The sequence below is a fragment of the Candidatus Nomurabacteria bacterium genome, from assembly GCA_016699085.1.
Lineage (GTDB): Bacteria > Patescibacteriota > Minisyncoccia > Phycocordibacterales > UBA9973 > CAZLWF01.
Genome location: CP064958.1, coordinates 191,540 through 203,253 on the forward strand (window position 1 = coordinate 191,540; position 11,714 = coordinate 203,253).

At 38.8% G+C, this 11,714-nt stretch carries 12 protein-coding genes; 2 read left to right on the forward strand and 10 right to left on the reverse strand.

Features of this window, described 5'->3' with window-relative positions; all coding sequences use genetic code 11:
* Positions 1 to 41: 41 nt before the first annotated feature.
* The 3 genes from IPF86_00960 to IPF86_00970 are packed head-to-tail and all read right to left on the reverse strand — an operon-like array spanning position 42 to position 3,292.
* A complete protein-coding gene (locus IPF86_00960) occupies positions 42 to 1,967 on the reverse strand; it encodes a hypothetical protein (GenBank protein QQR50477.1) in 1,926 nt (641 codons plus the stop codon).
* A 23-nt stretch (positions 1,968 to 1,990) separates the two neighbouring features.
* Entirely contained in the window at positions 1,991 to 2,569 is a 579-nt protein-coding gene (gene recO, locus IPF86_00965) for a DNA repair protein RecO (GenBank protein ID QQR50478.1), read from the reverse strand.
* 6 nt (positions 2,570 to 2,575) lie between these two features.
* Positions 2,576 to 3,292 carry an alpha/beta fold hydrolase gene (locus IPF86_00970; GenBank protein ID QQR50479.1) on the reverse strand — a complete coding sequence of 239 codons (717 nt, stop codon included), beginning with the start codon at positions 3,290 to 3,292 and terminating at the stop codon, positions 2,576 to 2,578.
* A 109-nt stretch (positions 3,293 to 3,401) separates the two neighbouring features.
* Here IPF86_00970 and IPF86_00975 point away from each other — a divergent pair, with 109 nt between their 5' ends.
* On the forward strand, positions 3,402 to 3,776 hold the full coding sequence (locus IPF86_00975; protein QQR50480.1) for a hypothetical protein: 375 nt from the start codon (positions 3,402 to 3,404) through the stop codon (positions 3,774 to 3,776).
* A 40-nt stretch (positions 3,777 to 3,816) separates the two neighbouring features.
* Here the strand turns inward: IPF86_00975 and IPF86_00980 are convergent, their stop codons facing one another.
* The 4 genes from IPF86_00980 to IPF86_00995 all read right to left on the reverse strand — a co-directional run bounded on the left by IPF86_00980 (position 3,817) and on the right by IPF86_00995 (position 9,458).
* Positions 3,817 to 4,134 carry an ASCH domain-containing protein gene (locus tag IPF86_00980; protein QQR50481.1) on the reverse strand — a complete coding sequence of 106 codons (318 nt, stop codon included), beginning with the start codon at positions 4,132 to 4,134 and terminating at the stop codon, positions 3,817 to 3,819.
* 54 nt (positions 4,135 to 4,188) lie between these two features.
* Positions 4,189 to 4,947, reverse strand: coding sequence for an endonuclease/exonuclease/phosphatase family protein (locus tag IPF86_00985; GenBank protein ID QQR50482.1), 759 nt, complete (start codon positions 4,945 to 4,947; stop codon positions 4,189 to 4,191).
* Positions 4,947 to 8,429, reverse strand: coding sequence for a class I tRNA ligase family protein (locus IPF86_00990; protein QQR50483.1), 3,483 nt, complete (start codon positions 8,427 to 8,429; stop codon positions 4,947 to 4,949). The genes IPF86_00985 and IPF86_00990 overlap by 1 nt, the downstream gene beginning before the upstream one ends.
* Before the next feature lie 510 nt (positions 8,430 to 8,939).
* Entirely contained in the window at positions 8,940 to 9,458 is a 519-nt protein-coding gene (locus IPF86_00995; GenBank protein QQR50484.1) for a hypothetical protein, read from the reverse strand.
* A 330-nt stretch (positions 9,459 to 9,788) separates the two neighbouring features.
* On the opposite strand from IPF86_00995, the gene IPF86_01000 reads away from it, so the two are divergent.
* Positions 9,789 to 10,319: a PH domain-containing protein gene (locus IPF86_01000; protein QQR50485.1), complete on the forward strand. Its 531-nt coding sequence runs from the start codon at positions 9,789 to 9,791 to the stop codon at positions 10,317 to 10,319.
* Here IPF86_01000 and IPF86_01005 read toward each other — a convergent pair whose 3' ends face one another.
* The 3 genes from IPF86_01005 to IPF86_01015 form a co-directional block, all read right to left on the reverse strand.
* A complete protein-coding gene (locus tag IPF86_01005; protein QQR50486.1) occupies positions 10,320 to 10,739 on the reverse strand; it encodes a hypothetical protein in 420 nt (139 codons plus the stop codon).
* A 56-nt stretch (positions 10,740 to 10,795) separates the two neighbouring features.
* Positions 10,796 to 11,320, reverse strand: coding sequence for a hypothetical protein (locus IPF86_01010; GenBank protein ID QQR50487.1), 525 nt, complete (start codon positions 11,318 to 11,320; stop codon positions 10,796 to 10,798).
* Between the two features lie 74 nt (positions 11,321 to 11,394).
* Positions 11,395 to 11,706 (reverse strand): hypothetical protein, encoded by a 312-nt coding sequence (locus IPF86_01015; GenBank protein ID QQR50488.1) that lies wholly within the window; start codon positions 11,704 to 11,706, stop codon positions 11,395 to 11,397.
* Between the last annotated feature and the right edge of the window lie 8 nt (positions 11,707 to 11,714).

Here is an 11,714-nt window from a genome sequence, read left to right on the forward strand (position 1 = left end):
TTTTTATTCTGTTTACTATTTACCGTTTACTCTTCACTAATTTATTGCACTACCCGCTCCATACCAGAAGTGAAACTTGTATCGTTATAGAGTGATGTGGTAAGTGCTGCCCAAGTGCTTCGTACGATTGTATTCGTATAGGCATCTGTTCCTGTGAGTACTGTCTGGAGCAAAATTTGCGGAATACTACCAACCTGCGTCGTTGAAGGAGTAATGCCGATCTGAAACGATGCTTCTCGAAGTGGCAAACTAATACCAGTTCCCTTGGTAACATTACCTAATTTCCAAGTCACCATACGAGTCGTTTCATTGTAGGTAACGACTTCCTTTGCAGGTGAGGTCGGTCCAACAAATCTAGCATACGTAGGCAGTGTTGCAACTGCCTCAGCGCCTGTTATGTCATTGACTGAATTTGTTACTGACCACGTTACGGTATAGAGCGTCTCATGATCGGCTTGTGGTGGCATTGGACCAGTGTTGGTAAATGGTCCTTGGAAATGAAGTGCTTTACCGGCAATTTGTAGATCTGAAGCGAAGATAAGCGTCTTTGATTCGGTATTCGTCACGTCTGAAACCACGCCACCGAGGGAGGGTTCTTTGCCTTTGATACCGACAGTAACCAGGATTTGCGGATTTGAAATATATGAACCGGAAGCATAGAGCGGCAACGGCTTAAATGAGAACGATACAGAGCCTTGCTCACCTGGATCAATAGAAGCAAAGACACCACTTCTCGTCTTATCCCAAATAATTTTACTATTGAGCGAATCATAGAAACCGGTCGATGTTTTGACAGTACTTTTATCATATGCATTACCGGTTAGTGTTGCCGTCATTTCAACATCAGTTAGTCTGGTTTCTAAATTATTTTCCCAAATAATTTCTATATCTACTTCTTGATTGCCGTTTAAAATATTGGTTGTACTATCTGCACCATTGACGAGAATAGATGTCGAGAGAAATGGGCGCTTGATAATAATCGTTCCGAGAAGTGATGTATATGTTACTGCAAGTGTCGTCCGATCTGTTGCACTTGCTTCGCCAGAATACACCCTGAAGGCTCGCTCTTCGCCATCTTGACCTTGGAGACTGCCAGTAATTTTTATTTCTTTTGTCATGCCTTTACCCATGTCGCCAAGCTCCCACATATTGTCTCCAATAGCTGCGAGAGGTTCTGAAGTATTGACAATAAATCCCGAAGGATACTCCATCCGCACGAGCATATTTGGTATTGGTTTTTCAGCATTGGAGAGCACCTTGATCGTCATCGTAAAGAGTTGGTTTGAAGTAACTTGTTTTGGAACATCAAGTGACAGAGCAATCGGCGAGGAATTAATCGTGACCGAATAGACAGTGTCTTTGATGAAAATAGCATTTGAACCTGCGACTCGATACTCAAGCGATGCTTTAACTGTCTTTTGTGTACCTTGTTCACCATAGAGAATGACTTTGACACTTTGTGATGAGGTTTTGCCTGGACCTACAGTACCGAGCGTCAAACGAGGCAATCTCACCTGTTCTCCCTCGCTACCCTCCACGCTTCCTTTGGGATACGAAACCAAAAGATCAGCAAGCTCTAGTGGAACACTGTTCTTATTCGTTACTTCTATCTCAAGCGTAAGCTCATCGCCACCACCTGTAAACGAGCTTCCTAAAATGTGCACATCAATATTGTCATTTGATACGGTATTGTTGCCCCGAATAAATGTGTAACCAGCATAAAGACCGGAGAGCACAAAAACACCTACTGAAAAAAAGAAAATAAATTTAAACATAGATGATGAAGGTTTGACTGACATAGTTTCTGGTGTAATTGCCGGTTCTTCTTTTTTCTCCCAAATTTTTGAAATCCCATAGTCACGAGGATGCAAAGTGCCACGCTTGCGTTTGCGGAGTAGACTTTCATCTTTGCTATAGAGCCGCCGATTAAGCTCTTCGATTTGATTCGGCGCTTCATTACCGTCCATATCGATAAGTATAGCAGATGGATTTAGAGATTGCTCTCCTTGAGTGCCCTATTAATTTCAAATAGTATTGTTTTCTTTTCCAATTTTTTGTAAATTTCACTTCCTGGATCTATCGGTGCTTCCAAATAGTCAGCAAAGGTATCAGTCCGACCAATATATCCTAAGTTGTGGAGAATTCTAAGTACGAGTACAAGTTCAATAGTTTCATAGTTTTCTTGTATATGATCATGAGCAAGATGTGTGACAGTTGCAACCAGGTCATCAAAAATTTCAGGGATTGGCTCTTCGCCTACGCATAACCGCTCGAGAAGCTTGGCAACACTTGCGATAATTTTTAGGCTTTGAGGATTGAGGCGCAATCCATATGACTGTATCGCCACCCCTGATGTTACACGCCAAATATCTTTACCTTGAACCAGATCAACTGTCGCATGTGAGAAATCTTGGAGGCCGAAACGAAGTTTGGATTTTCCGAGTCGTATCCCTTGTGCGTGCGCATAGACTAGCCCAAGTTCGCGGGTATAGAGTGAAAGCATTTTATTAGCCTCGCCAACATTACGGCTACCTAAAACAAAAGCTTCTGTATGATAAATGTGATGCATAAAGATTTAATATTTCTTTATCCAATCATATGTTTCCTCAAATAATTTCTTTTCTGCTTCATGGGAATTAAAATTATGATCTGCAGAAGTCATTGTAACAGTTGCTTTTGGCGTATTGGCTTTAACAAAATATTTTTTGGCATCTTTCCCATTACCGGTTCCAATAAATTTTATAGGAATATGTATTTTTTTTACTAGCTCTCCACAGTCAGGAAAATTAAATAACTCACCAATGAATTTCTTGCCAATCCTAATCTTCATTCCCCAATCGATGTAGTATTCTTTACCACTTTTATATTTCATGAAAAATTTTCTTTCTTCTTGACTCACAACATACGATGCATCCCAAAATACTAGTGCTGTTGCAAATGATGTATTTGAAAAAAGCAATGATGTCCCGCCAAAACTGTGGCCAATGACATAGATTTTTTTGTATTGCTTGTGAAAATAGTTCAAGATTGTGGTTATATCGCCACCATGCTGACTGAGTGACGTTTCTTCGAAATGCCTTGCATTTTTACCACCGTTATAAAAATCAAAACGAAATGTATCATAGCCTTTCGCTGAGAAAAATTTTGCTCCATTAAAATGGATATGCTCATTACGATTACCGGTAAAGCCATGACAGAAGATGACTAATTTGCTTGAGGCCTTTTTGTTTTTAACGAGATCACCGTAGATGAAATACCCATCCGAGGTTTTAATTTTGAGTTCTTTTTGCATACAAAGACTATATCATACAAGCTTAATGGTAATTACATTAATTAGCTTTCCGAAACGATATACATTGACATATTACTATATTTATGTATAATAAAGAAAATGAAAAATCATGGATTTACACACTTTTTCAGCTGGTGAAGTAATATTCTCAATTTTTACCATTACATTTGCGATATACGGCTTTATTTGTTTTTTGAGAAAAATATTTCCGTCGCGTACTTCTACTTTAGATGCCGTGGACACATATGAACCGGTAAATACTGATATTGCAGACTACATGAAAAAATCTGGATTTGATTTGGCGTACGACGGCGATTGGGATGATTATTTCCTCAAAGGTTCTCGGCTCATTATTGAAGATGGAGATAAAATAATCATTAACGGCAAAGTCGAATACCAAGGGGAGTGGAATGATTACAAAGTCACCAAGGACGCATTAATGATCGCACGAGATGGAGGCCTCTTCCTAAAAACGCTTCCTTAGAGGATATAGTGGCATCACCGCACATATATTGTGCGGTTTTTTATTGCTTTATTTTAAATGCAATCATTTTAACCATTGAATTATTATTTATATCTGCATAAAATCTCCGTAAATCAGTAAACATTTCTTCTTTAGAAGTATACTTACCTTCCATATCGGCCTTCGTTACATCCGTAATATTTTTATCCACAACACTTGTTATTATCGCCTGAGCAAATATTTCACCTGTTGCAGATTCAATCAAAGCGACCTTATCATCAACCTTTAGATCTTTTGTACTGTTGATCCGCCATGTAGAATTTTTCTTCCCTTCAAGAATCCAATTCTTTTTGATTGTCGTAAAACCAAGAGCTTTCATATTGCCCGTAATTTTTCTTGCAATGGACTTATTGATTTCAAATCAGTCATATAATTATATTAAATCAAATTCAAGATAAAGAGGATTATGATCAGAAACTACGTCTGCCAATACTTTGAAATCTTTAATAATTATTTCAGGAGAGCAAAATATGTAATCAGCAAACTTAAGTGTTTTTTTATAGAGTTCTGTGCGGGTTGAAATTATATTATATTCTTTTATAAGATTTTTTAGACCTATGTGTTCAAGCATTTGTATACTTTGGGTGTTCGGCAAAAGATTAAAATCACCTACTATGATCTGAGGACCATCAAAAGATTCTACTAAATCAACTAGTATCTTTGATTGATTAAGTCTTTTTTCACTATCACTCTTTCCTTTCGGTCGATGAGTGAGATGTGTATTCATTATTCTTAGTCTGCTGCCTTTCACTAGTAAATCAAACCATTGCAATTTCCTATCATGATCTCTATTTTCTATATCATTAGATTCTTCCCAATTTCCTTTGGCAATAAGAATATCTCCTTTTTCTAAAATTTCAATTTTTTTATTTATATACGTTGCAATACCATAACGCTCCTCTAGTACATCACAAAATTCATAATTATGATTTTCTAGAGAATTTCTAATTTGCTCAAAAAGATCATATTTTACTTCCCGACCTGAAACCTGAACAAATGCTTGAGAATTTTGGTTCTGCTTATAAATTTCTTGAAAACAAAAGATATCTATCTCATTTTTTCTACTTTCGATAAAGTTCTTTAGTTCAGGCCAGACTCTTCCACCCCATGCATTAAGTGTAATAAGTTTCATCACTCTATGTTAATCGAAATAATAATTTCTCCAATACTTACTTCTTGTCCATTATTATCTGCAAACATGACTTCGCCTGCTAATACAGTCTTTTTGAAATCATTCATAAACGGCGTCACGAGTGATTCCGCCTCTGGAGAAATAGTAAGTATAATGACATCACTTGGTGTAAGACCAGCTTGTTTGCGCAAATCTTGTACTGCTCGGACAAATTCACGATACTCTCCTTCAAGTTTTAACTCCGGCGTAATGCGCTCATCGAAAACAATCACTGGACCTTTCTCAACTGCTTTGACATTAAGCTCATCTTTGATAAGTTCTTTGTATTCATCCGCAAGATCTTCGGTGACGAAGAAGAACGCGAGCGGCTGGCGCACGGGAATATTGGCTTTCTTTCTAAGTGCATTGCCAACCGTGCACAAATCCCGAACTATACCCATATTTTGCAAAATTACGGGATTAGGTTCTCCAGCTTTTTCTGGCCAATTAGAAAGATGTACACTTTCTACGTCTGCCTCATGTCGTAATCGTTGCCATATATCTTCCGAAGCAAATGGTGCAAATGGCGCCATCACTTGAGCGAGAGTTTTTAATACTGTATATAATGTTTGCTTCGCATCAACATCACCATCTTTGATGCGATCCCTCGAACGACGCAAATACCATGTAGATAGGTCTCCAATAAAGTCTCGAATTGCCCGTACAGGCTCTAGTGCTTTGTATACATCCATCTTTTCTGTCGTAAGTCCCACAACTTCATCAAGCCGAGCCAGTATCCATGCATCCAAAACATTTTTAGTCTGTTCACTATTTACTGTTCGCTGTTCACTTTCTGTATCTCTATACAATTCATAGAATGATAAAATATTGTACAGGAGCCCAAATACTTGCCGTTGGAGTTCCCCCACTGTTCGCTCATCGAAATTCTTGGATTCACCCGGCTGGTTGACTGAGTACATCCAAAGTCTCAGCGTATCCACACCGTATTTGTTAATCACAGTCCAAGGATCCACAACGTTCCCGATTGATTTCGACATTTTCTTGCCGTCTTTATCGAGAATATGCCCGAGACAAATAACATTCTTGTATGCGGTGCCTCGATCCATAAGTACACCTACAGCGAGGAGTGTATAGAACCAACCGCGTGTCTGATCAATAGCTTCTGAAATAAAATCAGCTGGATAACCTGGACCTTCGACGAAGTCTTTATTCTCAAATGGATAATGATCCTGCGCGAATGGCATAGCACCTGAATCAAACCAGACATCCATGACTTCTTTTACCCGGCGGAATTCCTTGCCCTCGTGTTCCAGTACGATTTCATCGATAAATGGCCGATGTGGATCAAGTTCATAATTTTCATTGTGAGGAAGTGGTACAAACGGCAAGTCCCTCACCTCAGCATTGTCAAAACGTTTAAATTCTTGGACAAACACGTGAGAATTTGCCGGCTGGTATTCTTTATTTGTAGGAATAAATAACCCCGCATTCACAAAGAGTGCCCATGCTGGACCACCGTGCGTCACAATTAAAATATTTTTGTTTGTATAGGTTTTCTCTAAGTCATACAGTACCTTACCTGTACGTCTACCGACATCCTGGAGAGATTCACCACCCGGAATTTTTTCATCAAACCAGCTCTTTCCCTTTTGTAAAATATACTGGTGATATTCATCCCAGTTTTTGCCATCGAAATCTCCGCCGTCAATTTCGTGCAATTCATCGATATAAATAACCTGATTATTTGAAAGGCCGAGCTTTTCACGTAATATTTCTGCGGTTTCTTTCGTACGGATAAATGGCGAAGAAACAATGAGATCGATCCTTTTGTCTACTAAGCCTTGAGCCGTGGTTGCAACTTGCTTTTTACCTTCTACTGTTAAGTGATCATTTTCTTGATTTTTGAAGCTAATCACACCTTCAATATTACCTTCTGTGCCACCATGACGCATGACAAAATATTGGTTTCCGGATTTCTTTGTATACTTTTTTAATGTTTCATACGAATCAACTACGAGACTCTCTCCATCGTCCGCAATCCAGATAGGCAGTGGTGTTCCCCAGTAACGCTCACGAGAAATCGCCCAATCTTTCACTTCACGGATCCACTCACCAAAGCGTCCTTCTTTAGTATGATCCGGCTCCCAATTAATCTTTTTATTTTCAGCAACCAGCGTATCTCGCAATTCTGACATGCGAATATACCAAGAATCGCGAGCATAGTAGATAAGCGCTGTTTTACATCGCCAACAATGCGGATATGAGTGGGTATATTTTTCTTTCTTAAAAAGTAATCCTCGGTGTGCCAAATCTTTGATAACATCGACGGCCGTCTCTTCATCTTTCACAAATTTACCCTCAAGAAAATCCGTACCTTTGATAAAATGCCCCGCTTCATCGACAAGGTGGAATTTTGGTAGTCCTACTTTCGTACCAAGCTCGAAGTCTTCTTGCCCGTACATAACTGCCGTATGCACAATACCCGTACCATCGGTCGTCGTCACAAAATCTGCAGGATACACTTTGTAGGCATTTACTATTTTTTCATCACCAGCATCAAGATTTTGAAGATATGGGTAGAGAGGTTCATATTGCATGCCAACCATTTCGCTACCCGTATGCTCTGCAACAATTTCATATGGCTCGGCAATAACAGATAGACGTTCTTTTGCTAATACCAATATTTCATCTCCGACTTTTGCTTCTACATAGACCACATCTTTACCTACCGCCAAACCAACGTTGCCTGGCAATGTCCACGGAGTCGTTGTCCATGCTAGAAAATACCCATTCTCTGTTCCGACAATTTTAAACTTTGCGGTGACTGAAAGATCTGTATCATCTTGATACCCTTGGGCAAGCTCGTGCGACGAAAGTGCTGTCCCACAGCGAGGACACCATGGTACGACTTTGTAATCTTTATAGAGCAAGCCTTTGTCATTTACTTTCGAAACAATATTCCAAATTGATTCAATAAAATCACTCTTGTAGGTGATGTACGGATTCTTGTGATCTACCCAATACCCGGATCGATCAGTAAATCGTTCCCATTCATCGATATACTTCCACACACTTTCACGGCATTTATCATTGAATGCGGCAATACCGTACGATTCGATTTCTTTTTTGGATTTAAGTCCCAATTCTTTTTCGACTTGGAGCTCAACAGGCAATCCATGCGTATCCCAGCCACCTTTCCTGCGCACATGGAATCCCCGCATTGTTTTGTACCGTGGAAATGCATCTTTGAAACACCGAGGTTCTAGATGGTGAATACCAGGCTTGCCATTGGCTGTCGGCGGACCATCATAGAAAACAAACTCACCTTTTGGAGAATCTTTATCGAGCGATTTTTGGAAAATAGTATTATCTTTCCAAAACTGCAAAACAGCTTCTTCCCTGCCCGCCGTAGCAGATTTTTCTGCACTGGAGGGACGAAGCGCTGCATCTGATTTATCCCCTTGTTCATTATCCTCTAACATATTGACATTTTGTTAAAACTAATATAAAATATAAAAAATAATTAGAAATGGAAAACCAAATAATTATTCTACTTTGGAGCATAATATGTATTTGTTACACAGGTATAGGATACCTTGTAACTCTTAAACTTATTATTTCTTCAAATCGCACTCCCGATCGCTTTACCAGATTCATAACAATTTTCCTATGGCCTTTTATGGGGCTACTAGCAATTGTTGCCCCAAAATCTAAGTAGAAAAACTCGTCCACGAATCACGAAAAAAAAATCATGATTCAAGGACGAGTTTCTTTTTTATACAAGAAATCGTGGTACCACCTTAATTACTTCTCCTTTACCGCTATAACGGGCTTACCCGTCAGGTTCTACAGCCGTTCGGCTTTCTTCCTGAAGCTGTCCACCTAACGGAGGACTAAGGAATGATATGTCCTTAGTAGCTTGTAACTTCATCATAAGATACTTCAAATAAAAAGCAAGAAAAAAACAAAACCCCGATAATTGGGGTTTAACTTTAGAAAATATAGTTGTAATACTTCGAGGATTCATTCCTTAAATTCTCATACATTTTTGCACATTTGGGATCATTTCTGATCAGAGTGTATGCATACGTAGTTGGCTTGATATCGCTTATGCCAATGAACATGCCATCAATCTTGTTTTTCGTGCTCGAGTACATATTGTGTTGACCGATCAAAATTAGGAGATCACTCCAGCGTGGATCTAGTTCGGGTTTCGAGTTTATATGTTGACTATCCACAAAGAAGATTTTCTCGCATAAATCTTCAATTTGCTCCTCTTTTCTATGGCGGATGCGAGATCTGCCAATCCTGTGATATATACATATCGCCAGGAGTACGGGCAAAACTATGACCATAGTACCGATGGTTAGCGGGGTGTTGATAAAAATAACTAAAATATACAATTCCAGGATAGCCAGAGGAGAGACAATGAAAATTAATCCAACCAAATCTTTCTTCTCTGACCATGTCATAGGAAGAGAAGGGTATGTAAGAACGATTCGCGTTTCCATAAGCTTTATTTTCTTGCTTTATACCATATGCAAAACAAAATGTCTATAAATTCTTGAAAACCTATCCAAGGCAGTATGCTACAATATTTCCATGGATCTCTCATCATTCGGACATACCATCCTTCTTACTATCACTAATATTCACAATTTAACTATTGGCTTTTGGATTCTAGTTGCCTTAGTTGTCTTTATTTCTTTTATTTTGATCTCCAATTTCCGCTCATACGGTGAGAATTATTTAATTGGATTTTTATTCTATACGTTCTACGGTTTTGGAGTATTTACCTTGCTTACTAATATTTACGGACAGCTCCAAATCATCGCTTCATTATGACCTTACACCCAGGTGAAACTAAAATAGCAGTCTATCGCAGACACTGGTTCTATTTTGTCACTGAGACACTCCTCTTTGGATTGCTTGCTGTTTTCCCTCTTGTTGCAGGCACCATACTGCCGACCTATATACCATTTCAAATTCCCTCATATGTGTCAATTTTATTTCATTTTCTCTATACGCTCTGGCTTTTATTTGTTTGGATAACCTTTTTTATTTCCTACACCAATTATATTCTCGACCTTTGGATTCTGACTTCAGAGAGACTCGTCAATGTCGAGCAAATCGGCATATTCTCACGTGAGGTTTCAACTCTACAGATTGAGAAAGTTCAAGACATCACCGTTACAAGAAGTGGACTACTCGATGAGCTCTTAGGCACTGGCAGCCTTCTCGTCGAAAGCGCTGGTGCTGATAAAAAGTTTTTCATGTCGAAAATTGCTAATGCAGAACGCGTCAAAGAGCATATTCTCAAAATCGTCGAGGCAAAAACTCATGAAGTGAAGACCGTGCGAATCGAAAAGTAATTACGCCGCTTTTTGTCGCCTTCCTTCTTCTCTTGCTTTCTTTTTTGCTAACTCTTCTCGCAGAAACCTGGGCATATCTTCCTCTTTCATTGTAAATATATTTTGTGCTTCGAAATCTGCAGTTGTTTTACAGTTCTCACAAAGCGAGACACCTGCCTTACCCCCAAAAGCAATATAAACGTCACGTGTTTTGGGATCAATACCAACAACTGGGCCATATTCTCGCATGGGCCAGCCTTGCTGCACATAGTCACCAGGCTTAAATGCAATACCTCCAAATGACTCGGGATTAGTATCAAGCCAGATTTTATCTTGATTCCAATTACTCACAACAAACTCCTTGAGATGTGGGTTGTTTGGATGTTCCTGTAAAGGCTCCCCGATATATTTGTTTTTCTCAGGAAAGTCATTTTCTATCATAGGTGGATTGTAGCGCTTTCGTATAAAAAGAAAAGCCCAGAATGTCTGGGCTTTTATTAGGTGAGATACGTATAGCAATCCCAATCGCCATTTTCTTTTACTTTAGAAATAATCTGCGCACAATGTGGATCGTGCTCTATCAGTGAACAGTGGTAACCCTTGGGTTTCTCAGCATGCTTGGCAAAGACAACAAGAATACCATTAATTTTCGCCTTATCTCCCACGAGCTGGTTGTATGAACCAATGAGAAATAGCAACTGTTCCCACTCTGGATGTCTTTCCGGTTTAGTTTTAACAGGATGATTGTTCATTAAAAATATTTGATCTTTCAATGCGTCAATCCGGCCCCTCTTTGTGCGTGCTTCATTAGCAATAAGGGAATTTTGAAGCGAAATTTTTGCAAGTACGCAAAGCGGAAACAATGCAATAATTCCTACAATGCCGCGAACGTCATTAAATTGAAAAAGTACTTTTAGATCAAAAGCAGCAATCAGCAATGAAACCACCATAAGTACAGAGTACATGCATTCACGAGATGTCATTGGAAGCTGATCATCATGTGCAACAAGTTGATTTTCCATAAAATGAATTTTTATTATTGTACCATATAATTTTTCACCTGTCGATGCAAAAGAAAAACCCACCATTATGGGGGTTATTTTCTGTAAATAAATGCTTTAATACTGAGGTGTTTTAGTGCTTCACTGGGCCACTTTTTATAAATGAGTCCACATAACTCATCTACATTTTTCGATTTTGATTCATATAACACGTTACTCTCGTCAGTTAATATCTTTTCATATTTATCAAGGAATTTATTCAGTTCTTTATTGGCCTCTTCAAATGAGCCTGCTTGGGTCACTTTCCATCGAGCCAATTCATAATCACTTTTTTCCTTGGTAGATTTTTTAATTTGCAAAATGAACATTACAAAGCCAGAAAAAACTGAATGTATTTTTTGCGTCATATTTTTCT

Excerpts from the sequence above, each read along its gene's own strand:
- IPF86_00960 (QQR50477.1), bottom strand. The coding sequence starts at position 1,967 with ATGGACGGTAATGAAGCGCCGAATCAAATCGAAGAGCTTAATCGGCGG.
- recO (QQR50478.1), bottom strand. The coding sequence starts at position 2,569 with ATGCATCACATTTATCATACAGAAGCTTTTGTTTTAGGTAGCCGTAAT.
- IPF86_00970 (QQR50479.1), bottom strand. The coding sequence starts at position 3,292 with ATGCAAAAAGAACTCAAAATTAAAACCTCGGATGGGTATTTCATCTAC.
- IPF86_00975 (QQR50480.1), top strand. The coding sequence starts at position 3,402 with ATGGATTTACACACTTTTTCAGCTGGTGAAGTAATATTCTCAATTTTT.
- IPF86_00980 (QQR50481.1), bottom strand. The coding sequence starts at position 4,134 with ATGAAAGCTCTTGGTTTTACGACAATCAAAAAGAATTGGATTCTTGAA.
- IPF86_00985 (QQR50482.1), bottom strand. The coding sequence starts at position 4,947 with ATGAAACTTATTACACTTAATGCATGGGGTGGAAGAGTCTGGCCTGAA.
- IPF86_00990 (QQR50483.1), bottom strand. The coding sequence starts at position 8,429 with ATGTTAGAGGATAATGAACAAGGGGATAAATCAGATGCAGCGCTTCGT.
- IPF86_00995 (QQR50484.1), bottom strand. The coding sequence starts at position 9,458 with ATGGAAACGCGAATCGTTCTTACATACCCTTCTCTTCCTATGACATGG.
- IPF86_01000 (QQR50485.1), top strand. The coding sequence starts at position 9,789 with ATGACCTTACACCCAGGTGAAACTAAAATAGCAGTCTATCGCAGACAC.
- IPF86_01005 (QQR50486.1), bottom strand. The coding sequence starts at position 10,739 with ATGATAGAAAATGACTTTCCTGAGAAAAACAAATATATCGGGGAGCCT.
- IPF86_01010 (QQR50487.1), bottom strand. The coding sequence starts at position 11,320 with ATGGAAAATCAACTTGTTGCACATGATGATCAGCTTCCAATGACATCT.
- IPF86_01015 (QQR50488.1), bottom strand. The coding sequence starts at position 11,706 with ATGACGCAAAAAATACATTCAGTTTTTTCTGGCTTTGTAATGTTCATT.